General features: G+C 69.1%; 19 protein-coding genes and 1 pseudogene. 14 read left to right on the top strand and 6 right to left on the bottom strand.

Annotated features, from left to right (window positions below; all coding sequences use genetic code 11):
- Positions 1-292 precede the first annotated feature (292 nt).
- Positions 293-2,116 (top strand): methyl-accepting chemotaxis protein, encoded by a 1,824-nt coding sequence (locus ASG60_RS02560; RefSeq protein ID WP_244476564.1) that lies wholly within the window; start codon positions 293-295, stop codon positions 2,114-2,116.
- Between the two features lie 107 nt (positions 2,117-2,223).
- Here the strand turns inward: ASG60_RS02560 and ASG60_RS23095 are convergent, their stop codons facing one another.
- On the bottom strand, positions 2,224-2,973 hold the full coding sequence (locus ASG60_RS23095) for an AraC family transcriptional regulator (protein ID WP_056384156.1): 750 nt from the start codon (positions 2,971-2,973) through the stop codon (positions 2,224-2,226).
- Between the two features lie 503 nt (positions 2,974-3,476).
- On the opposite strand from ASG60_RS23095, the gene ASG60_RS02550 reads away from it, so the two are divergent.
- The 4 genes from ASG60_RS02550 (at position 3,477) to ASG60_RS02535 (ending at position 7,591) form a co-directional block, all read left to right on the top strand.
- Entirely contained in the window at positions 3,477-3,830 is a 354-nt protein-coding gene (locus ASG60_RS02550) for a hypothetical protein (RefSeq protein WP_056263278.1), read from the top strand.
- Between the two features lie 15 nt (positions 3,831-3,845).
- Entirely contained in the window at positions 3,846-4,682 is an 837-nt protein-coding gene (locus tag ASG60_RS02545; protein WP_056384155.1) for an alpha/beta hydrolase, read from the top strand.
- A 134-nt stretch (positions 4,683-4,816) separates the two neighbouring features.
- Positions 4,817-5,755 (top strand): pirin family protein, encoded by a 939-nt coding sequence (locus ASG60_RS02540; RefSeq protein WP_056166222.1) that lies wholly within the window; start codon positions 4,817-4,819, stop codon positions 5,753-5,755.
- 60 nt (positions 5,756-5,815) lie between these two features.
- Complete coding sequence (locus tag ASG60_RS02535) at positions 5,816-7,591, top strand: monovalent cation:proton antiporter-2 (CPA2) family protein (protein WP_056263283.1); 1,776 nt, start codon at positions 5,816-5,818, stop codon at positions 7,589-7,591.
- A 170-nt stretch (positions 7,592-7,761) separates the two neighbouring features.
- On the opposite strand, the gene ASG60_RS02530 is transcribed toward ASG60_RS02535, so the two are convergent.
- Positions 7,762-8,121, bottom strand: a complete 360-nt coding sequence (locus tag ASG60_RS02530; RefSeq protein WP_056263285.1) for a hypothetical protein — start codon at positions 8,119-8,121, stop codon at positions 7,762-7,764.
- Positions 8,122-8,371: 250 nt separating this feature from the next.
- On the opposite strand from ASG60_RS02530, the gene ASG60_RS02525 reads away from it, so the two are divergent.
- Positions 8,372-9,277: a LysR family transcriptional regulator gene (locus ASG60_RS02525; protein WP_056384154.1), complete on the top strand. Its 906-nt coding sequence runs from the start codon at positions 8,372-8,374 to the stop codon at positions 9,275-9,277.
- A 51-nt stretch (positions 9,278-9,328) separates the two neighbouring features.
- On the opposite strand, the gene ASG60_RS02520 is transcribed toward ASG60_RS02525, so the two are convergent.
- The gene (locus ASG60_RS02520; protein WP_056384153.1) at positions 9,329-11,002 is read right to left on the bottom strand and encodes a L,D-transpeptidase family protein; all 1,674 of its coding nucleotides are present in this window, start codon (positions 11,000-11,002) and stop codon (positions 9,329-9,331) included.
- Positions 11,003-11,139: 137 nt separating this feature from the next.
- Here ASG60_RS02520 and ASG60_RS02515 point away from each other — a divergent pair, with 137 nt between their 5' ends.
- The 3 genes from ASG60_RS02515 to ASG60_RS02505 all read left to right on the top strand — a co-directional run bounded on the left by ASG60_RS02515 (position 11,140) and on the right by ASG60_RS02505 (position 14,408).
- Positions 11,140-12,021 carry an SDR family NAD(P)-dependent oxidoreductase gene (locus tag ASG60_RS02515; protein ID WP_056384152.1) on the top strand — a complete coding sequence of 294 codons (882 nt, stop codon included), beginning with the start codon at positions 11,140-11,142 and terminating at the stop codon, positions 12,019-12,021.
- Between the two features lie 130 nt (positions 12,022-12,151).
- A complete protein-coding gene (gene zwf / locus ASG60_RS02510; protein ID WP_056166233.1) occupies positions 12,152-13,630 on the top strand; it encodes a glucose-6-phosphate dehydrogenase in 1,479 nt (492 codons plus the stop codon).
- A gap of 106 nt (positions 13,631-13,736) precedes the next feature.
- Complete coding sequence (locus tag ASG60_RS02505) at positions 13,737-14,408, top strand: GntR family transcriptional regulator (protein ID WP_056166234.1); 672 nt, start codon at positions 13,737-13,739, stop codon at positions 14,406-14,408.
- Between the two features lie 15 nt (positions 14,409-14,423).
- Here ASG60_RS02505 and ASG60_RS02500 read toward each other — a convergent pair whose 3' ends face one another.
- A complete protein-coding gene (locus ASG60_RS02500) occupies positions 14,424-15,080 on the bottom strand; it encodes a GntR family transcriptional regulator (RefSeq protein WP_056166922.1) in 657 nt (218 codons plus the stop codon).
- Between the two features lie 196 nt (positions 15,081-15,276).
- Between ASG60_RS02500 and dctP the strand changes: the two genes are divergently transcribed.
- The 5 genes and pseudogenes from dctP to ASG60_RS02480 all read left to right on the top strand — a co-directional run bounded on the left by dctP (position 15,277) and on the right by ASG60_RS02480 (position 18,997).
- Positions 15,277-16,296 (top strand): TRAP transporter substrate-binding protein DctP, encoded by a 1,020-nt coding sequence (gene dctP / locus ASG60_RS02495; protein ID WP_056263293.1) that lies wholly within the window; start codon positions 15,277-15,279, stop codon positions 16,294-16,296.
- Positions 16,293-16,937, top strand: a complete 645-nt coding sequence (locus tag ASG60_RS02490; protein ID WP_056166240.1) for a TRAP transporter small permease — start codon at positions 16,293-16,295, stop codon at positions 16,935-16,937. Before dctP ends, ASG60_RS02490 begins: the two co-directional genes overlap by 4 nt.
- Positions 16,934-18,286 carry a TRAP transporter large permease gene (locus tag ASG60_RS02485; protein ID WP_056166245.1) on the top strand — a complete coding sequence of 451 codons (1,353 nt, stop codon included), beginning with the start codon at positions 16,934-16,936 and terminating at the stop codon, positions 18,284-18,286. Before ASG60_RS02490 ends, ASG60_RS02485 begins: the two co-directional genes overlap by 4 nt.
- Positions 18,287-18,408: 122 nt before the next feature.
- Positions 18,409-18,708 (top strand): annotated as a pseudogene (locus ASG60_RS22410) (BrnT family toxin).
- Positions 18,680-18,997 carry a BrnA antitoxin family protein gene (locus ASG60_RS02480; protein WP_056263297.1) on the top strand — a complete coding sequence of 106 codons (318 nt, stop codon included), beginning with the start codon at positions 18,680-18,682 and terminating at the stop codon, positions 18,995-18,997. Before ASG60_RS22410 ends, ASG60_RS02480 begins: the two are co-directional and overlap by 29 nt.
- 7 nt (positions 18,998-19,004) lie before the next feature.
- Here ASG60_RS02480 and ASG60_RS02475 read toward each other — a convergent pair whose 3' ends face one another.
- Positions 19,005-19,814 carry an enoyl-CoA hydratase/isomerase family protein gene (locus ASG60_RS02475; protein ID WP_056303059.1) on the bottom strand — a complete coding sequence of 270 codons (810 nt, stop codon included), beginning with the start codon at positions 19,812-19,814 and terminating at the stop codon, positions 19,005-19,007.
- An 80-nt stretch (positions 19,815-19,894) separates the two neighbouring features.
- The gene (gene ppk2, locus ASG60_RS02470) at positions 19,895-20,818 is read right to left on the bottom strand and encodes a polyphosphate kinase 2 (RefSeq protein WP_056166255.1); all 924 of its coding nucleotides are present in this window, start codon (positions 20,816-20,818) and stop codon (positions 19,895-19,897) included.
- Positions 20,819-21,012 lie beyond the last annotated feature (194 nt).

The following is a 21,012-nucleotide window of genomic DNA, read 5'->3' as shown; positions in this document are numbered from 1 at the left end:
TCGGTGGCACCGGATCCCGGGGGGGAATATAGTAATAATAACATAAATTTAGTGATTTGATGATCTTTCGAGTGGGAGGTTTATAGGTTGGATCTTGAGCGATAAGCGAAGGTCCGTGATTTTAAGGACGGCAATTCAAATGTCGCGCTCGAGTTTTTCAGGAATGCGTCTTGGCGTATCGGGACGCGCGACCGCTTTGATCCTTGTGCTCGTCTTTGCCGGTTTCGCCGCCTGTTCCGCGTACATCTACCGCTCGCAATCCGCGGCTTTGCGCGCCGATGTGCAGACCAACATGTCCGCCTTGAGCACGACCGCTGCACGTGCTGTCGGCAACTGGCTTAGCGGCAAGCTCGACCTGACCCGGCTGATGGCCCAGCAGGTGACCATCGCGGGCACTGGTTCGAATACGGACGATATCCTGAATGCGCCGATCGCCCGCGAAGCTTTCGTGCTGAACTTCTTCGGGCGCGCCGACGGCTACTACACGAAGATGCCGAAGAGTGAGATCGCAGCCGGCTACGATCCCCGCCAGCGCCCCTGGTACAAGGGCGTGGTCGAGGCCAACGGTCCCGCGCTGACGGAGCCTTACGTCTCTTCGACCTCGAAGCAGCTCACGATCACGGCTTCGGCGCCGGCCGCCAGTGGAACGGGCGGCCTCATCGGCGTGGCCGGCAGCGATTTCGACCTCGGGGCCCTCTCCAAGATGATCAACGAGGTCGAGACCGACGGGCATGGCTACGCCTACCTCGTCTCCGGCGCCGGCAAGATCCTGATCCACCCGCGCGCCGAACTGATCGGCAAGCCGCTGTCCGAGCTGATCGGCGGTTCCCCGCCGAAGATCGGCGGGTCGCCCGTCGAGACGCGCGAGGGCGAGCGGGCGACGCTCACGGTGTTCGCGCGCGTGCCGAACCTGCCCGCCGCCCTCGATTGGTACGTGGCCCTGTCCGTGGACAGCGCCAAGGCCTTCGCGCCGGTGATGCACCTGTTCGAGATCATGGTCGTCGCGACCCTGGCCGTGCTGCTCGTCCTCGCCATCGTCGTCAGCCGGATGATGGCCGTCACCGTCGCACGTCCGCTGAAGCGCCTGGTGGCCGCCCTGGAGCAGATGGCCCAGGGAGCCGTGGACGCCAAGATCGCCGAAGCCGGCCGGCATGACGAGATCGGTGCCGTCGGGCGCGCGGTCGAGGGGATCCGCGGGATGGTGGCGCGCAAGGCACTCGAAGAGGCCGAGCGGAAGCAGCTCACCGAGGAGGTCGCCGCGGCCGAGCGCAAGCGCACGATGATCGCCCTGGCGGATGGCTTCGAGGCGGCGGTCGGCGGGATCGTCGGTCTGGTGTCCTCCTCGGCCACCGAACTCCAGGCGACGGCACAGAGCATGACGGCGACGGCGTCCGAGACGGCCGTGAGATCGACGGGCGTCGCGGCCGCCGCCGAGGAGACCGCCACCAACGTCAACACGGTCGCGGTTGCGGCCGAGGAGCTCGGCGCATCGGTGCAGGAGATCGCGCGGCAGGTGGCGGGTTCGGCGAATCTCGCCCAGACGGCGGTTCTCGAAGCCGAACAGAGCGCGCATCTGGTCCAGGAACTGCACGAGGCGGTGTCGCAGATCGATGCCGTGGTCGGGTTGATCTCGACGATCGCAGGCCAGACCAACCTTCTCGCCCTCAACGCCACCATCGAAGCGGCGCGGGCCGGCGCCGCGGGCAAAGGATTCTCCGTGGTCGCCGCCGAGGTGAAGGCCCTGGCCGACCAGACCGCCCGGGCGACCGGGGAGATCATGGGCCACATTCGGCGTATCCAGAGCTCGACCGGTCAGGCCGCCTCGGCGATCGACGGCATCGGCACGCGCATCCGCGAGATCGACGGCCTGGCGACATCCATCGCGTCGGCGGTCGAGGAGCAGGAGGCGGCGACGCAGGAGATCGCCCACAACGTCGTGCAGGTCGCCAGGGGTACGAGCGAGGTGACGGACAACTTCGCCAGTGTGGCGCGCGCATCGGAGGATACCGGGACCGCCGCGAGCCAGGTGCTCGCATCGGCGTCCGAGCTGTCGCGGCAGTCGGAACACCTGGCCGCGGAGGTCGGCCGGTTCGTCGCACGGGTGCGCGCCGCCTGAGATCGGGGCGAGGGACCCGGGGCCGCGAGCAGACCCCCGGACACGGGCGAGCGCCGGCGGGATCGGGGCTTTCCGCATCGGCCCTTCACCGCGATCCGCGCAGGCGCTCAGGGCTGCCGCTCGGTCGTCCGCCGCCAGCGGCCCGGGCTCATGGCCTCCTCACGGGCGAAGACCCGGGTGAAATGGCTCTGATCGGCAAAGCCGCAGGCGAGGGCGATCTCCGCCAGGGACCGGTCCTGCGCGCGCATCATCACCTTTGCACGGGCGACGCGCTGGCGCACCAGCCATGCATGCGGAGATGTCCCTACGGACTGCCGGAAGGCGCGCGTGAAGTGACTCACCGACAAGCCGCACGCCGCCGCCACTGCTCGCAGGCACGGAGCAGCGCCGAGTTCGGCGCGAATGCGCTCCTGCGCGAGCCGAACCTGCCAGGGCGCCAGGCCGCCTCGGGTGCGTGTGGGGACGTGTCCGGCCTCCGCATGGACACCGAGCAGGTGAGCCGCCAGGGCGCGGGCGAGCTGGATGCGGAAGATGGCGGCGCCGCGGTCCGGGCGATCGAGGGTCGCCACGGCGCTCGCCGCGAGGTCGTGAATGGTGGGGTCCACCAGGGTCCGGCCATGCACCGGTTTCAGGGCTTCCATGGGGTCGAGATCGCGGAGGCCCATGCTGTCGGCCACGTCCGCCAGAACCCTGCTCGATAGCCAGACCTGGACGGTTCCGGCGCGATCCCGGCAGACGGACCGGGCGCAGATGTCGAGGAGGATCACGGCGCTCGGACAGATCCGCTCGGGTGCCCCGTGATCGCCGCCGCCCCCGTACGGGCTGCCCGGATGGTCCGCCAGCGGCACCTGGAGCACCAGCCCGTCGCGCGGTAGGGTTGGACGACGGTGCGCTCCCGTCGGCGCCTTCGTTCGCCAATCGACGAAGGCGATGCCGTCGGTCCCCCTGTCCGGCCGTCCGCCCTGCCGGATCCGGGACCGGTCCCCGCTCCGGGGCGGTGCGTCCAGGACAATCGGAGTGCCGCGCGAGCGTCGGCCGGGGGTTGGGTCCGTCGGGGCGATGGTCGCACTCCGCATGCTGCCGGAATCTCCTCACGAGCCTCTGGTCGAACTCGTTCTGCGTGGGGAAAGCGTACCTTGTCTCTCGGCATCCTGCTCGGCCATGTCCTCCGGGCCGGTTGCATCCGACAGCCGAGATGATGAGCCTGGCAGGGGCACGCGCGATGCCGCATTCCTTCAAGTCGCGCGCCGATTCGGCAAGCCGTTTCACCCCCGAGCCCCCATAGCTCCGGTCGGCGGTCGCGAGGGATCGCGTCGGTTTCGCCGTCGCCCGGCGGAGCCGAACGGAGGGACACCGAGCCATGCCGATCGGAGGCACACCCATCCCCGGAAAACGCCTCGCCGCCGCCCGGCTCCGGACCTTCAGGCCTATCGTCGCGCAGGTCCCCGCGAGCCTCGACCGGGTGTCGAGCCATGCCTTTGTCTGCAACGTCGTCGCGATGACGGCCGCGCTTCGGCACCCGCCTGCATTCCGGCTCGAACGGATGCACACCGGGACCCGCGTGACGACCATCGAGATCGCCGAGGATTACGGCGACGCGTCTAGCCTGGGAATCGACGACGCCGAAACGATGTTCGGGGCTTCCGAAGATCACCGAGATGGTCTCAACTGCATCACGCGTGCCCGTAACGGCCACGACGTTCGCTTCCTCTAGGACAGGACACTCTCCATGGCCTATGTCACCACCGCCGACGGTGTCGAGATCTTCTACAAGGATTGGGGCCCCAAGAGCGCCCAGCCGATCGTGTTCCACCACGGCTGGCCGCTCTCGTCGGACGACTGGGACACGCAGATGCTGTTCTTCCTCCAACGGGGCTACCGCGTCGTCGCCCATGACCGGCGCGGCCATGGCCGCTCGGCGCAGGTCGATGGCGGCCACGACATGGATCACTACGCCGCCGATGCCTTCGCGGTGGTCGAGGCACTGGATCTGCGAAACGCCGTGCATATCGGCCATTCCACCGGCGGCGGCGAGGTGGCCCGCTACGTGCCACGGCACGGAGAGCCCGCCGGCCGCGTCGCCAAGGCGGTGCTGGTCTCCGCCGTACCGCCGCTCATGCTGAAGACGGACGCCAACCCCGAAGGCCTGCCGATCTCGGTGTTCGACGGTTTTCGCGAGGCCACCGCCGCGAACCGCGCGCAGTTCTTCCTCGACGTTCCGACCGGACCTTTCTACGGCTTCAACCGCGCGGGCGCGACCGCACAGCCGGGCGTGATCCAGAATTGGTGGCGCCAGGGCATGATGGGCAGCGCCAAGGCCCATTACGAGGGCATCAAGGCGTTCTCCGAGACCGACCAGACCGCGGACCTTCAGGCGATCTCCGTCCCGACCCTGGTGCTGCACGGCGAGGACGATCAGATCGTCCCGATCGCCGACGCGGCGCTGAAGTCGATCGGGCTGCTGAAGCACGGCACCCTGAAGACCTACCCGGGGTTCTCGCACGGGATGCTCACGGTGAACCACGACGTCGTCAATCCCGATCTCCTGGCCTTCGTGAAGGGCTGAGCGCGATCGTCGCGGGGGTCGTCTCACGCGCCCCTGAACCGTCCTCGGCGCGGGCGCGCCGGTCCGCATCCTCGTCGGGACGCCGGAGCAAGCGAGCCGGTCTTGACCGAACATCACAGACAGGAGATCACCCCATGAGCTGGCACGGTGCCGACGATCCGATCCCGGGCGATCATTTCACCTGCGACGCGATCAAGACCCTGATCGTCCCGCGCTCGCGCGACCTCGGTTCGTTCGCCGTGCGCAGGGCCCTGCCGTCCACCGAGTGTCGGATGGTCGGGCCGTTCATCTTCTTCGACCAGATGGGGCCGTCCGAGTTCCTGCTCGGCCAGGGCATGGACGTGCGGCCCCATCCCCATATCGGCCTGTCCACCGTGACCTACCTGTTCGAGGGCGAGATCATGCACCGGGACAGCCTCGGGACCGAACTGCCCATCCGCCCGGGCGAATTGAACTGGATGACGGCGGGCCGGGGCATCACCCATTCGGAGCGGACGGGACGTGACCTCCGGAAGACCGGTTCGACGCTGTTCGGGCTCCAGAGCTGGGTCGCCCTCAGCGGCCGGGACGAGGAGACCGCCCCCGCGTTCGAGCATTACGAGGCCGGGGCGCTGCCGGTCCTGACCGGAGAGGGCAAGACCGTCCGGCTCATCGCCGGCGAGGCCTTCGGTGCGAGATCCCCGGTACGGACCTCAAGCCCCATGGTCTACGCAGACGTGGCCCTGGAGGCCGGCGCGGTCCTGCCCCTCGACCCGACCTACGACGAGCGGGCGATCTACACGGTCTCGGGCGCCATCGAGATCGCCGGCGACGGCTTCGGGCCGGGCCAGCTTCTCGTCTTTCGACCCGGCGACCGCATCAGCGTGCGGGCGACCGAGGCCGCCCGTTTCATGGTGCTGGGCGGCGAACCCATGGATGGGCCGCGCCACCTCTGGTGGAACTTCGTCTCGTCGCGTCCCGAGCGAATCGAGCAGGCCAAGGAGGATTGGCGCCAGGCCCGCTTCGACACGGTTCCGGGTGAATCCGAGTTCATCCCCCTGCCTGAAACCCCCGCGCCCGTCCGCTACCCTTGAGCGTGCCTGCGCGGCCGGCCATGCCCGGTCCGAATCCCCCGTCACCGAGATCGAGACTTCATGGCTGCTGAAGCATCCGGCGCTGCCGGCGAACTCGTCCAGGTCGTCGCGCTCCTGGCGGCGGGCGTGATCGCCGTCCCGCTGTTCAAGCGCATCGGTCTCGGCTCCGTCCTCGGTTACCTCGTGGCGGGGTTGTGCATCGGCCCGTTCGGCCTCGGCCTGTTCACGGACGCGCACGCGATCCTGCACGTGGCCGAACTCGGCGTGGTGATGTTCCTGTTCCTCATCGGCCTGGAGATGGAGCCGTCGCGGCTCTGGGGCATGCGGCGCGAGATCTTCGGCCTCGGGTTGGCGCAGGTCGGAGCCTGCATCGCAGCCCTGACCCTCGTCGGCCTCGCCATGGGCTTGTCCCCGGCCGTGGCGTTCGTGGCCGGGACCGGCTTCGTGCTGACCTCGACGGCCATCGTCATGCAGCTCCTCGAAGAGCGCGGGTCCCTCTCGACCCCGAAGGGACAGCGCATCGTCGCGATCCTGCTGCTGGAGGATCTCGCCATCGTGCCCCTCCTCGCCATCGTCGCGTTCCTCGCGCCGGGCGGTGCAGCGGCGAGTACGGCCGACCGGGCCTACGCCATCGGCCTCGCGCTCCTGTCCGTGGCCGCCCTGGTCGCGGCGGGACGCTGGCTGCTCAATCCGATGTTCCGCCTGCTGGCGGCGTCGAAGGCGCGGGAGGTGATGACCGCGGCCGCGCTGCTCGTCGTGCTCGGCTCGGCGCTGGCCATGCAGTTCGGCGGACTGTCCATGGCCATGGGCGCGTTCCTGGCCGGGGTGCTGCTCTCGGAATCGAGTTTCCGGCATCAGCTGGAGGCCGATGTCGAGCCGTTCCGCGGCATCCTGCTCGGCCTGTTCTTCCTCGGCGTCGGCATGTCCCTCGATCTCACCGTGATCGGGGCAAACTGGGCGCTCATCCTGACGGGCGTCGCCGCCTACATGGTGGTGAAGAGCGTCGTCATCTACGGGATCGCGCGTCTCCTGCGGGCGTCCCACGCCGAGGGCGTCGAGCGGGCGGCCCTGATGGCGCAGGGCGGCGAGTTCGCCTTCGTGCTGTACGCCGCCGCCGCGGGCGTCGGGATCATCGACGGCACCACCAACGCGATCCTGACCGCGACCGTCATCCTCTCCATGGCGCTCACCCCCCTGATGGTGATCGCCTACGACCGCCTCGGACCGAAAGCGTCCGTATCGACGGACGGCGTCGAGGTTCCGGAGAACCTCGTCGGCAGCGCCCTGATCATCGGGTTCGGGCGCTTCGGGCAGGTCGTCAGCCAGCCGTTGATCTCGCGGGGGTGCTCCGTCTCCATCATCGACACCGATCCCGCGCAGATCCGCGTGGCCGAGGCGTTCGGGTTCAAGGTCTATTACGGCGATGGGACACGCCTCGACATCCTGCATGCGGCGGGCGCCGCGACCGCGCGGACGATCCTGATCTGCATCGACGACCGCGACGCCGCCAAGCGGATCGCCGCGATCGCGCGGGCCGAATTCCCCCTGGTTCCGGTCCTCGCCCGGGCCCGGGATCGCGAGCACGCCATCGCGCTCATCCGGGCGGGCGTCGCGTATCAGCTCCGGGAGACGTTCGAATCGGCCCTGGCTTTCGGCGAGCAGGCCCTGCTCACCATCGGCGACGATCCGGACGCCGCGCACGCGGTCATGGCCGAAGTCCGCCGCCGGGACGTGGAGCGCCTCGACCTGGAAACGGCGGGCGGCCTCTACGCCGGACGCGACCTGATCCAGGGGAACTCGCACCACGCGCCGAAGGCCCCCGGCGATTCTCCGTAAGGGATGCGCGCGAGGAACAGGGCTCGTTCGCCGCGTCGGCATACCTCCTCGCTGGGACGAGGCGCCGTCGCATGGCCGGCGCCACGTGCCGAGATTCGCCGCCGCCGTCACCGGGCGCTTTGCCCGGGAAGCCGACAAACACGCCCGCGGGAAGCCGAGGGGCGGAATCGTTAGGGCCGCCCGCCGAGACTCCCGGCGCGCGCTGAGACCCGGGTCAGCGCCATCGCCATCGCCACGCCGAACCCCCCTCCGGCGCCCTTCACGAGGAAGTCGCCCATCCGGCCATGCCGTGTCGCCTCGATCATCTGGAGAGCCTCCAGCCCGGCTCCCGCCAGGGTGACCAGAGCCAGGACCTCCCAGCGTCGCTGCGGGTATCCGTAGGCGAACAGGAAGCCGAGGGCGGCGAACGCGCCGAACCGCTCCAGGCCGACGGGCGCGCCGCTCACCGGCCGCAGCCCGATGGGGGCCAGGGTCGCGAAGATCAGAGCGGCCAGGAGAAGCCATGCGAGGGGCCGGGCGAGGTTCGTCATGGCAGCCGGTGTGCAGGGCCAGCTTGGCGGCACTGAGGCGGATATGACGGTTCTGTGAACGGCACAGGTTTGCGACGCCGGAGCAAGGGGTTGAAGGTCTTGGTGGAGGGAATGCCGGTCGGTCCGAGACGGAGACCGGACGATGCGGGAAAGCCTCGTTGCCGTTTCCGGGAAGCTCACTTCGGTGCAGGGATGCGGAAGAGGCGTTTGGTCGTAGCCCATCGAAACGCACGGATCGTGAATTTTCCCTATGGAACTGCGTCATCTGCGCTACTTCGTGGCCGTGGCCGAACATCTCAGCTTCACGGCGGCTGCCGAGAGTCTTGGCGTCGCGCAGCCGCCGTTGAGCCAGCAGATCAAGGATCTCGAGGCCGAGATCGGGACCGAGCTGTTCGAGCGCACGACGCGCCGCGTCTCCTTGACGCCCGCCGGCCAGGACTTCCGAATCGAAGCCCTCGCCATTCTGGCGAAGGCCGGCGAGGCCATGGGCCGGGCGCGGGCCATCGGCGCCGGCACGGCCGGCATCATCAATGTGGGGCTGACGGGCTCGATGCTGGCCGGGCCCCTGGGCGCCTCGATCCGCGTGTTCGCGGAACGCTATCCCGACGTCGATCTGCGGATCCACGAGATGTCGCCCGACCGGCAGATCGCGGCCCTGAGGACCGGGCGGACCGATGTCAGCTTCCTGCGCTGCCCGCCGCGGGACCTGGATCTCGTCAGCGAACTGGCCTGGGAGGAGACCGTCCGCCTCGTCCTGCCGAGGGGGCATCGGCTCGCGACGGAGACGATCGCCCTAACGGACCTCGCGGCGGAGAACTTCGTCTTCCTGCGGCTCCACGATTCGCTGTTCGCCAAGTACCTCTGGACCTGCTGCGTTGAGGCGGGCTTCACGCCCCGGATCTCGCATCAGGTGGTCGAGGCCGCGTCCCTGACCAGTCTCGTGGCGGCGGGGCTGGGCCTCGCCATCATTCCGGAATTCGTCGCGCGGCTGGCGCACCGGGACGTCGTCTATCGACCGATCGCCGGACGGCCGATCCGGGCCGACGTGCACGCCCTGTGGACGAAGGCACGGGCGCCCCTGATCGAGAACTTCATCGCCCTGGTGCGTCTCGGCAGCGTGCGGTTCGCGGAGGAGATCCGGACCGGCGCGCGGTGAGTGCGGTCACCCCTGCGCCCACCGGTGACGTTCGCCCGTGCGCGGGGAATCCTATCGGGCGGGTGAAGCGGCGAACGGGATCGATCCGGGCGGGATCGGGCCCGGTGGAACGGGACCGGTGGGCAGAGCGGGCGCGACCTTCGGCGGCGCAACCTTGGGCGTCGCCGTCCTCACCGGTCCCGCCTGGGGCGACACGATTCCGGCGGCGGCCGGCTTGATGGTTCGGCCCGTCGGGCGCGGCGTGATCGAGCCCGTGGTCGCCACCTCAGGCATCGGTACCGCCGGGCTGTCGATGCCGTAGATGTCGTCGCGGAAATGCGCGCGGCCGTCCGGCGTCGCGTAGCCCGTGAGGTACACGAAGGTCACGGGGATCTGTTTCGGCAGCTTGATGTCGAGGCGCTCGTTGGTGGCGATGTGGCTCTCGATCTCCATGGGGCCCCAGGTCGAGGCGCCGCCGTTCGGGCCGGGGGTGCCCTCGAGCAGCCAGCCGGCCAGTTCCTTCACCTGCGCCACCCGCACGCAGCCGTGGGAGTGGAACCGCACCTCGCGGGCGAACAGGGATTTCGAGGGCGTGTCGTGCATGTAGACCGCCTGTTTGTTCGGCATGTCGATGCGGACCTGGCCGAGGGAATTGTCGAGGCCGGAATCCTGCCGCAGGGTGTAGTTCGCCGCCTTCTCGCTGGCCCAGTCGAGGGTGGTCGGATCGACCTCCACGCCGCCGGGGCCGAGGATGCGGATGCGCTCGCGGGCGAGGTAGCCCGGGTCTTTCCGCATCTTCGGGATGATCTCCTTCTTGATGATCGAGACCGGGAGGGTCCAGGTCGGGTTGAGGTTCACGTCGGTGATGCGGGCCTCGATGCGCGGCGTCGCCTTGTCGGGCTTGCCGACCACGGCGACGTACCGGCGCACCACGACGCCGCGCTCCACCGCCTCGACGGTGGCGGAGGGGATGTTCACCACCACGTAGCGGTCGCCGAAGGCGAAGGTCGACCCGATCTGCCGGGCGGCCGACGCGGCGAGCTGGCGCTGGCGGGTGGCCGCCGGCACGTTGAGCGCCGCCACGGTCTGGCGGCCGATGAGGCCGGTCTCGGGCAGGCCGTGCCGGGCCTGGAAGCTCTTCACCGCCGCCACCAGGGGCGCATCGAGGAGGTCCGAGGCCGGCGCGTCGGCGGGCAGATCGCCGACCAGCGCGAGGTGCTTCCGGAGGGCGAGAATCGCCGGATCGCGGGCCCCGGCCTTGACCACGAGGCCCGGCGGCAGGCTCGCCCACCCGCCGGCATCCGCCATGGCCTGATAGCGATCGGCCATCTTCAGGGTGTCGAGGAAGGTGGCGGGGCTGAGCGTGGGCACCGGATCGGCCGAGACGCGGGCGACCACGAGGGGTGGCAACTCGCGCGACTTCTTGGGCGCCGCCTCCTTCGAAGCCGCCTCCTTGGCCAGGGTCCCGGCATCCGGCGTGCCGACCGGTACGATGGCCTGCACGGCCGGCGTGGCCGGGGCCGAAGCCGCTAGGGGATCGAGGCGCGGGGCCTCGTTCGTCGAGGCTTCGCTCTTGGGAGTCTCGCTTCTGGCCGGCTCGGCCTTGATCCTGGGCTTCGCGAGCGGCTTCGACGGAACGGGTTTCGGCGGCACGGGCGCGTCCTGCGCCATCGCCCCCGTGGCGGCGGCGAGGGCCGACAGGCTCGCGCACAGGGCGGTAACGAAGAGAACGTGGCGCGAAAGCATCGCGGATCCCCGAAGCGACTATCGTCCACGACCATGCGGCGCGAGGGTTACCAATCCCCTGCCATGCCGGCCGCGCCCGTGACGCCTCTGCCCACACGCCCTACCTCATGGGCGAAACCGCACATGGGGAGACGGGCATGCAGGCGAGCGACGCTCGGGTCGGCCGGGGTTCAGGGGAGCATCCGGCCCTTCGCGCGGGCGGCACCGCCGTCGTCACCGGAGCGGCGAGCGGGATCGGCCTCGCCGCCGCCACGCGCTTCGCCGCCGCCGGCATGGCCGTGTGGCTCGCGGATCTGCCCGGCGACGCCCTCGAGGGCGCGCGCGCCACGGTGGCGGCGGCCGCCCCGGGGAGCGCCCCGATCCGGGCGCTCGCGACGGATGTGGGCGACCGGCACGCCGTGGAGGCCCTGCGGGACGTGGCCTCGGCCGAGGGACCGCCGGCCCTCGTCCTGCTCAACGCGGGCATCGAGGCGGGCGGCACCCTGTTCTCGGACGCCGACACCTGGCGGCGCATCCTCGACACCAACCTGTGGGGCGTGATCAACGGCCTCCACGCCTTCGCGCCGGCGATGATCGACGGGCCCGAGCCCGGCGCCATCGTGGTCACCGGCTCGAAGCAGGGCATCACCACGCCGCCCGGCAACACGCCCTACAACGTGTCGAAGGCGGGCGTGAAGGCGGTGACGGAGGCCCTCGCGCACGACCTGCGGAACCGCACGGGCGCGCAGGTCAGCGCCCATCTGCTCATCCCGGGCTTCGTCTATACGGGCCTGACCCGGGCCCGCGGCGTGGCCGAGAAGCCGGCGGGCGCCTGGACGCCGGAGGAGACCGTGGATTTCCTCCTCGCCGGGATGGCGCGCGGCGACTTCTACATCCTGTGTCCGGACAACGAGACCACCCGCGCGCAGGACGAGAAGCGCATCGCCTGGGCCGCCGTCGACCTCATCGAAAACCGCCCGGCCCTGTCGCGCTGGCACCCGGATTTCTCGGAGGCGTTCGCGGCATTCATGAAGACGTAAGCCCCCGGACATCGGGGAGCGCCCGCTGGCGAAGCTCTTGCTTGCGGTCTAAGCCTTGCGCCACGCTCCGTGGGTGGCCGGGCAGGCCCGGCCCCGCGGACCCCGTGCGAACCGAACCCGGGAGCCGCCCTTGGCCACCATCATCCCCGTCGCCTCCTTCGATTGCGTCGTGTTCGGCGCCACCGGCGACCTGACCACGCGCAAGCTCCTGCCGGCGCTCTACTATCGGTTCAAGGACGGGCAGATCCCCGGCACCAGCCGGATCATCGGCGCCTCGCGCTCGGAGATGAGCGCCGAGGCGTTCCGCGAGCGGGCGCGCGACGCCATCAAGCGCTTCGTGCCGGCCGCCGATGTGGCCGAGGACAGGCTGTCCGCCTTCCTCGACCACCTCGACTACGTCGCCGTGGACGGGGCCGGCGACGACGGCTGGGAGGATCTCGCCGCCAAGCTCGCCGAGCGGCCCGATCAGGTGCGGCCCTACTACCTCGCCACCTCGCCCGACCTCTACGGCTCCATCTGCCGGAACCTCGCCGCCCATGGGCTCATCGGCGAGAAGTCGCGGGTGGTGCTGGAAAAGCCCATCGGCAAGGACCTCAAATCGGCCCGCGCCATCAACGACGCCGTCGGCGAGGTGTTTCCCGAGGAGCAGATCTTCCGCATCGACCACTACCTCGGCAAGGAGACGGTCCAGAACCTGCTGGCCCTGCGCTTCGCCAACACCATCTTCGAGCGCCTGTGGACGGCCGACGTCATCGATCACGTCCAGATCACGGTGGGCGAGACCGTCGGCGTCGAGGGGCGGGCCGGGTACTACGACACCTCGGGCGCCCTGCGCGACATGGTGCAGAACCACATGCTCCAGCTCCTCTGCCTCATGGCGATGGAGAGCCCGCTGTCGCTCGACGCCAACTCCGTGCGCGACGAGAAGCTCAAGGTGCTGCGCGCCCTCAAACCCATCACCCCCCACGACGTGCAGACCGTGACCGTGCGCGGGCAGTACGGGGCCGGCGCCGTCGCGGGCCAGCCGGTGGAGAGCTACCGCACGGATCTTGGCGGCGACGCCCAGAGCCGGACGGAGACCTTCGTCGCGCTGAAGCTCGAGGTTCAGTCCTGGCGCTGGGCCGGGGTGCCGTTCTACCTCCGCACCGGCAAGCGGCTGCCCCAGAAGCTGTCCGAGATCGTGGTGCAGTTCCGCGCCTCGCCGTTCTCGATCTTCCCCACGGAGGCGTTCGGGCGCGAGCCCAACCGCCTCGTCATCCGGCTCCAGCCGGAGGAGGGGATCAAGCTCGAGGTGATGACGAAGGATCCCGGTCCCGGCGGCATGCGCCTCAGGCCCACCAACCTCGACATCTCCTTCGAAGAAACCTTCAAGCAGCGCTACCCGGATGCCTACGAGCGCCTGCTCATGGACGTGGTGCGCGGCAACGCCACCCTGTTCATGCGCCGCGACGAGGTCGAGGTTGCCTGGGCCTGGGCCGATTCCCTGCTCAAGGCCTGGGCCGACCGGCCCGAGCCGCCCCGTCCCTATCCGGCCGGAAGCTGGGGGCCGACGGCCGCCATCGCCCTGATCGAGCGAGACGGGCGCACGTGGCACGAAGAAGTGCGATGAAGAGATAGGAGAGCACCCCTATTTGAACCGCCTGTCCCTCGACACTTGGACAGGCGGCTCCTAAAATGGGAAGTATAGGCCTTTCGACTTTTAGAATTGCTGACTGATGAACAAGATCGAGCCGGGCATCGGCATCAACCGGCGTTATCTGCACGACGAGGTCGTCGATCGGATGCGCGATCTCATCCGCTCCGGTGAACTCGAGCCGCGCGCTCGTATCAACGAGAGCGAATTGACCGAGCGCTTCGGCATCTCGCGCACCCCCTTGCGCGAGGCCATCAAGATCCTGGCGACGGAAGGTCTGCTCGAACTCCTCCCCAATCGCGGTGCGCGGGTGGCGAGCCTGTCGCAGTCCGAGATCGAGGAGATGATCGAGGTCATCGCCGGCCTGGAGGCCACGGCCGCCGATCTCGCCTGCCGCACCATCACCGACGAGGAGATCGCCGGCATCGAGGGCGATCACCGCGCCATGGTGGCCGCCTGGAAGGCCGGGGAGGAGGGGGCGTATTTCGGTCTCAACCGCGCGATCCACGAGGCGATCATGGCGGCGAGCCGCAACGCGATTCTGGGTGGCCTCTACGCCAGCCTGTCGGGACGTATCCAGCGCTCGCGCTACGCCGTGCACCAGACGGCGGAGCAATGGGCGCGGGCGGTGTCCGAGCACGAGCGGATGATCGAACTCCTGCATGCCCGCGACGGCGAGGCCCTGGCCCGGCTCGTGCGGGCCCATATCCGCGCCAAGACCCCGGTTATCGCCGAGAATTTCGGCGCGACCTGAGCCCCGCTGCGCCGATCACGCGGCGTCGTTGATCGCCCGCAGACTCGCCACCAGATCCGAGAATCGGTCGCCCTGCACGATCACGTGGGCGCGCAGCCGCTCCGCCGCGCCCGTCTCGTCGCCCGCCACGATGGCGGCCACGATGGCTTCGTGTTCGGCGAGCGACTGCCCGAGGCGGTGACGCGCCCGAAGCTGCATCCGACGGAACGGCGCGAGGCGCCGATGCAGCAGCCGGGCCTGCTCGGCGAGGAACCCGTTGCGGCAGGCCTGATAGACCACCGTGTGGAACACGTAGTTCTCGTCGTAATAGCGCTCCGGATCCTGGGCCTCGGCCGCCGCCGCGCAGGCCGCGAGGGCCGCCTTGAGGGCCGCCTCGTCGGCCGGGATCAGCCGACGAGCGGCGAGACGCCCGCACGCCGCCTCGATCTCCGCCATGGTCTCGAACATGGCGATGAGAAGCTGCGGGTCGGGGGCGCTGACCAGCGCGCCGCGGCGCGGCTTGATCTCCACGAGTCCCGTCATCGCCAGCTGCAGCAGGGCCTCGCGGATCGGCGTGCGCGACACGCCGAAGCGTTCCGCCAGTTCCGTCTCGTCGAGGCGGGCGCCGATGGCGAGGCGGCCGTCGACGATCTCCGTCTCGATGGTCTGGCGCAGGCGAAGGGACTGGTTCATGCGCTCGGGTTCCATCGGTCCGGTTCCTTCGCCGTGGGCCTGCCCTTCGCCGGGACGGTTACTGCTGTCTACCTTATGCAACCCGGTTGACAAAATATACAAGGCGTCGTTCTCTGGTATAAAGAGCGGGCAGCGCAGTATAAATGCTGCACCGCAAAATGGGCGGGCGGCCAGCTTGCCGAAGGAGGAAGACGCCATGACGTTGACACGCCGCACCCTCGTCGCCGCCGGTCTCGCCGCGCCCGCCATCCTGTCCCTCGGCTCGCGGGCCCGGGCGGCGACCACCCTGAAGATCTCGCACCAGTTCCCCGGCGGCACCATCGACGAGGGCGACTTTCGCGACCGCGCGTGCCGCAAGTTCGCCGCGGCCCTGGCCGAGCGCTCGAAGGGCGCCCTGGAGCTCCAGGTCTATCCGGGCTCGTCCCTGATGAAGACGAACGCCCAGTTCGGCGCCATCCGAAAGGGCGCCCTCGACATGACCCTTTACCCGAGCCCCTACGCCGGCGGCGAGGTGCCGGAGATGAACATCGGCCTGATGCCGGGCCTCGTCACCTCCTACGCGCAGGCCACGGCCTGGAAGACCGCCCCCGTCGGCCGCAAGCTGACCGAGATCCTCGAATCCAAGGGCGTCGTGGTGGTCTCCTGGGTGTGGCAGGCCGGCGGCGTCGCCAGCCGCGACCGGCCGCTCTTCACGCCCAGCGACGCCAAGGGCCTCAAGGTCCGGGGCGGCTCGCGCGAGATGGACCTGATGATGAAGGCGGCGGGCGCCGCCACACTCTCGATCCCGTCGAACGAATCCTACGCCGCCATGCAGACCGGCGCGTGCGATGCCGTCATCACCTCCTCCACCAGCTTGATCTCGTTCCGCCTGGAGGAACTCTCGAAATCCCTCACCTCGGGGGCCCAGCATACCTATTGGCTCATGTGGGAGCCGATCATGATGTCCAAGATCGTGTTCGACCGCCTGCCGAAGGACCAGCAGGACCTCATCATGACCATCGGCGCCGAGCTGGAGGCCTTCGGCCAGAAGGGCGCCAAGGACGACGACACCCGAGTCGAGCAGGTGTTCGCCAAGGCCGGCGCCAAGGTGCAGCAACTCGACGAGAAGACCCTCGGCCAGTGGCGCGACATCGCCAAGGACACCGCGTGGAAGGACTTCGCGGGCAAATCCGCGAGCTGCGCCGAGCTCCTCAAGCTGGCGGAGCAGGTGTCGTGAGCCACGCCTTCGACGCGGCCTCCGCCGCCTCCGAATCCGTACGGGCCGCGCCCGAACCTCGCGTCCCCGGGCTGCTCGGGGCCATCGACCGCGGGATGAAAGCGATCAACGGCGTGGTGATGATCTTCGGCGGGCTCGCCCTCGTCGGGGCCTGTCTCGTCCTCAGCTACAGCGTGTTCGTGCGCTACTGGCTGAAGGAGCCCACCGACTGGCAGGACGAGATGGCGGTGTTCCTCATCGTCGGCGCGACCTTCTTCTCGGCGGCGGCCGTCCAGGCCAAGCGCGGCCACGTCGCCATCGAGGCGCTGAGCGGCCTGCTCTCGCCGCGGGTCAACCGCGCCCGCCTGCTCATGGCCGATATCATCAGCATCGTGTTCGTGACGTTCTTCGCCTGGAAGAGCTGGAGCCTGTTCCACGAAGCCTGGGTCGACGGGCAGGTCTCCCAATCGACCTGGGGGCCGCCGCTCTGGATTCCCTACGCCCTCATGGCTTTGGGCATGAGCTTCCTATCCCTGCAGTTCCTCCTGCAGATCGCCGAGGCCCTGAACTACGGCCCCCGTTCCGCCGGCTGGGCGAACCCGAAGGTCGGCCTCGGGGCCGACCTGAACGCCGATCCCCTCAAGACGAGCCCCCACCCATGAGCGTCGCGGCCATCGGCTTCCTCTACGCGGGTGCCACCCTCAGCGCGATGCTGGCCGGCATCCCCATCGCCTTCGCGCTGGGCTTCGTGGCGCTCGCGTTCATGTACTTCTTCATGCCGGGCGCCTCCCTCGATACGGTGGCGCAGAACGTCTACGAGGAGATGGCCTCCATCACCCTCCTGTCGATCCCGCTCTTCATCCTGAAGGGCGCGGCCATCGGCCGTTCACGAGCCGGCCAGGACCTCTACTCGGCCATGCACGCCTGGATGCACCGCATCCCCGGGGGACTGGGCATCGCCAACGTCTTCGCCTGCGCGCTGTTCGCCGCCATGGCGGGGTCCTCGCCCGCCACCTGCTCGGCCATCGGCTCGGCGGGCATCCCAGAGATGAGGAAGCGCGGCTACTCGCCGGGCTTCGCCGCCGGCATCATCGCCGCCGGCGGCACCCTCGGCATCCTGCTGCCGCCCTCCATCACCATGATCCTCTATGCGGTGGCGGCCGAACAGTCGCTCGGGCGCCTGTTCCTCGCCGGCATCGGGCCGGGCCTGCTGCTGGTGGGCCTGTTCGCCGCCTGGTCGGTCTATCGCTTCCGGGCCGAATACGCGGCCGCGAAGGACGCCTTCGAGCGCAACGGCACCGCCTCGCCGATCCTCGCCGAGGACACCTACAGCATGCGCGAGCGCTTCTCGACGCTGCCGCGGGTGCTGCCCTTCGTGGTGCTCCTCACCGGCGTCATGGTCGCCCTCTACGGCGGCTACTCCACGCCCTCCGAGACGGCGGGCCTCGGCGGTCTCCTGGCGCTCGGCCTCATCGCGGTCATCTACGGCGTCTGGCGCCCGAAGGACGTGAACCCGATCCTCGCCGCCACCTTGCGGGAATCGACCATGCTGATGCTCATCATCGGCATGTCGCTCCTTTACGCCTACGTGATGAGCTACCTCCACATCTCGCAATCGGCGGCCAACGCCATCGTGGCGCTGCAGCTCTCGCCCTGGGTGCTCCTGGTGACGATCCTGGGCCTCGTGATCCTGCTCGGCTTCTTCCTGCCGCCGGTCTCGATCATCCTGATGACGGCGCCGATCATCCTGCCGCCCCTGAAGGCCGCCGGGTTCGACCTCGTCTGGTTCGGCGTCGTCATGACCATCACCATGGAGATGGGCCTGATCCACCCGCCGGTCGGCCTCAACATCTTCGTCATCAAGAACATCGCCCCCGACATCCCGCTGAAGGACATCATCTGGGGCACGCTGCCCTTCGTGATGCTGATGGCGGTGGCGATCCTGATCCTCTGCCTCGTCCCCGGCATCGCCTTGTGGCTGCCGAACTGGCTGCTGCCCTCCACGCGATAGGGCGAACCAGCCTCGAAACGGCTGGGCGGCCCGGACCTCCGGTTCGGGCCGTTCGCTTGCGTCTGCTCACAGATCGACCCCATTGTATCACGACAAAATTGTCGTTACATTTTTGCAAGTCGATTCGCTTCGCATGGGACGCGGCCAAGGCCGAAAGCAATCTGCGTAAGCATCGCATCAGCTTCGAGGTTGCGTCCCGCGTCTTTGCCGATCCTTACGCATCGAGTTCGCAGGATCGGATCGAGGACGGTGAGTATCGCTAGCAGACGATCGGCCTCGTGGATGGCGTCATGATGGTGCTGGTCGCTCACACGATCTTCGACGCTGACGATGGAACGGAGATCGTTCGCATCATTTCGGCTAGACATGCCGACCGGCAGGAGCGCAAGCGCTATGAACGAGACCGATCCCGTCATCTTTGAACTCGACCTGCACCGGCCCGCCGCCCTCACGCCGGAACAACGCGCGGAGTTGGAGGCGCTCGCCGCGACGCCGGATTCCGAGATCGACTACAGCGATATCCCGCCGCTGACGGAGGCGTTCTTCGCCAACGCCCAGCGCAATCCGTTCTACCGTCCGATCAAGGCTCAGGTCACCGTTCGCCTCGACGCGGACGTGCTCGCTTGGCTCAAGACGGGCGGGCGCGGCTACCAGACGAAGCTGAACGCGATTCTTCGGCGTGCGATGCTCCAGGACGCTCCGCCGAAGTGACCGGTTCTCACCGCCCCCGCCAATCCGGCGCCCGCTTGCCCAGGAACGCTTCCATTCCCTCGCGAAAATCGGCGCTCGTGTAGCAGAGGCGGATGAGGTCGTCGCCGGGGCGCTCGCCGGCCGTGTCGTCGGCGTCCTGAAGCCGGCGCAGGCCCTCCTTGGTGGCGTGGAGGGTGAGGGGCGCGTGGCCGGCGACGAGGGTGGCGAGTTCGGTGGCGCGGACCGCGAGGGCATCTGCATCCGCCACCACCTCGCCGACGAGGCCGATGGCCAGCGCCTCCTCGGCCCCGACGAGGCGGGCGGTGAAGATCATGTCCTTGACCCGGGCCGGGCCGACGAGCCCGGAGAGGCGCTTCAGGTTGGCGAGCGACAGGCAGTTGCCCAGCGTCCGCGCGATGGGAAAGCCGAAGCGCGCGTCGCGGGTGGCGACCCGCAGGTCGCAGGCCGCCGCGATGGCCGCCCCGCCGCCCGTGCAGGCCCCCGCGATGGCCGCGATGACGGGCACCCGCAGGCGCTCGAGGGCACCCATCACCCGATCCATGAACCGCTCGTAGTCCAGGGCGTCCTGGGCCGAGGCGAAGCCGCGGAACTGGGCGATGTCGGTACCGGCCGCGAACGCCTTCTCGCCCGCGCCCGTGATCACCAGCACCCGCACGGACGGGTCGGCCTCGATCCGCGCACAGCGGTCGATGATCCCCTGATACATCGCGAAGGTGAGGGCGTTGCGGGCCTGGGGGCGGTTGAGGACGAGGCGGGCGATGCCGGCCCCGTCCTGCGTGAACAGGAGCTCGTCGGTGTCGCGCGCAGGGCTGGTCATGGCGGGTCCGGGGTCGCGTGGAATTCCAGCCCCGGGTCTGCCCATCCCGGCGGCCCGGATCAACCCGGGGGGCGGCCGTCTCAGAACAGGCTCGGCACGAACATCTCCGGCGGGACCGGCTGGCGGGCGTAGTCGTCGTGGCGCTCGCGCTCGGGCAGCTGGACGGTCGGGTGCGCCACCGCGCCGTAGGGGATCTGCGACAGGAGGTGGGCGATGCAGTTGAGCCGGGCCTTCTTCTTGTCCACGGCCTCGACCACCCACCACGGCGCCTCGGGGATGTGGGTGCGGGCGAGCATCACTTCCTTGGCCTTGGTGTAATCCTCCCACAGGCGGCGCGACTGCACATCCATCGGCGAGAGTTTCCACTGCTTCAGCGGATCGTGGATCCGCATGGTGAAGCGCAGCTCCTGCTCCTCGTCGGTGATCGAGAACCAGTATTTCAGCACGATGATCCCTGAGCGCACCAGCATGCGCTCGAATTCCGGCACGGAGCGGAAGAACTCCTCCACCTCGTCGGGCGTGCAGAAGCCCATCACGCGCTCGACGCCGGCGCGATTGTACCAGGAGCGGTCGAACAGCACGATCTCGCCGCCGGCGGGCAAGTGGGTCACGTAGCGCTGGAAGTACCATTGCGTGCGCTCGCGCTCGCTCGGGGCCGGCAGGGCGGCGACGCGGCAGACGCGGGGGTTGAGACGCTGGGTGATGCGCTTGATCGCCCCGCCCTTGCCGGCGGAATCCCGGCCCTCGAAGATCACGACGACGCGCAGCTTCTGAGCCTGCACCCAATCCTGCAGGCGCACCAGCTCGTGCTGGAGCCGGAACAGCTCGCGGAAATAGCGTCGGCGGTCCATCTGCGGCGCGCGTGGACCGTCCCCGACGGCATCGGCGAGGCGTTCGAGACGCTCCTCCTCCATCTCCATTTCGAGTTCTTCGTCGAAATCGTCGGCGACTTCACGGCGGATCGCCTCGATGTCGAAGGTTCCTGCCCGTTGCCCCTGATCCATTGCCGCCGTCCCGCCCGTCGCTCGAATCCCGATCGCTGGCGTTAGAGCAGGCGCGTGTGACAGTGCTGCTACGGGCGATCGGTGCGCCATCGGTCTATGGGTGATGCCGCCGGCCGCCGGCGCCGAACCCGGCCGTGTCGCCCTCGAAAAGCCGCCGCCCCTCCGCAACTGTCATCGAAGCGTCACGTCCCGTC

Source organism: Methylobacterium sp. Leaf469, assembly GCF_001424745.1.
Taxonomy (GTDB): domain Bacteria; phylum Pseudomonadota; class Alphaproteobacteria; order Rhizobiales; family Beijerinckiaceae; genus Methylobacterium.
Note: the sequence above shows the minus strand (reverse complement) of the source record. Positions and strands in the feature narration are given on the sequence as shown.

Excerpts from the sequence above, each read along its gene's own strand:
- ASG60_RS02560 (WP_244476564.1), top strand. The coding sequence starts at position 293 with ATGTCCGCCTTGAGCACGACCGCTGCACGTGCTGTCGGCAACTGGCTT.
- ASG60_RS02550 (WP_056263278.1), top strand. The coding sequence starts at position 3,477 with ATGCCGATCGGAGGCACACCCATCCCCGGAAAACGCCTCGCCGCCGCC.
- ASG60_RS02545 (WP_056384155.1), top strand. The coding sequence starts at position 3,846 with ATGGCCTATGTCACCACCGCCGACGGTGTCGAGATCTTCTACAAGGAT.
- ASG60_RS02540 (WP_056166222.1), top strand. The coding sequence starts at position 4,817 with ATGAGCTGGCACGGTGCCGACGATCCGATCCCGGGCGATCATTTCACC.
- ASG60_RS02535 (WP_056263283.1), top strand. The coding sequence starts at position 5,816 with ATGGCTGCTGAAGCATCCGGCGCTGCCGGCGAACTCGTCCAGGTCGTC.
- ASG60_RS02530 (WP_056263285.1), bottom strand. The coding sequence starts at position 8,121 with ATGACGAACCTCGCCCGGCCCCTCGCATGGCTTCTCCTGGCCGCTCTG.
- ASG60_RS02525 (WP_056384154.1), top strand. The coding sequence starts at position 8,372 with ATGGAACTGCGTCATCTGCGCTACTTCGTGGCCGTGGCCGAACATCTC.
- ASG60_RS02520 (WP_056384153.1), bottom strand. The coding sequence starts at position 11,002 with ATGCTTTCGCGCCACGTTCTCTTCGTTACCGCCCTGTGCGCGAGCCTG.
- ASG60_RS02515 (WP_056384152.1), top strand. The coding sequence starts at position 11,140 with ATGCAGGCGAGCGACGCTCGGGTCGGCCGGGGTTCAGGGGAGCATCCG.
- ASG60_RS02505 (WP_056166234.1), top strand. The coding sequence starts at position 13,737 with ATGAACAAGATCGAGCCGGGCATCGGCATCAACCGGCGTTATCTGCAC.
- ASG60_RS02500 (WP_056166922.1), bottom strand. The coding sequence starts at position 15,080 with ATGAACCAGTCCCTTCGCCTGCGCCAGACCATCGAGACGGAGATCGTC.
- dctP (WP_056263293.1), top strand. The coding sequence starts at position 15,277 with ATGACGTTGACACGCCGCACCCTCGTCGCCGCCGGTCTCGCCGCGCCC.
- ASG60_RS02485 (WP_056166245.1), top strand. The coding sequence starts at position 16,934 with ATGAGCGTCGCGGCCATCGGCTTCCTCTACGCGGGTGCCACCCTCAGC.
- ASG60_RS02480 (WP_056263297.1), top strand. The coding sequence starts at position 18,680 with ATGAACGAGACCGATCCCGTCATCTTTGAACTCGACCTGCACCGGCCC.
- ASG60_RS02475 (WP_056303059.1), bottom strand. The coding sequence starts at position 19,814 with ATGACCAGCCCTGCGCGCGACACCGACGAGCTCCTGTTCACGCAGGAC.
- ppk2 (WP_056166255.1), bottom strand. The coding sequence starts at position 20,818 with ATGGATCAGGGGCAACGGGCAGGAACCTTCGACATCGAGGCGATCCGC.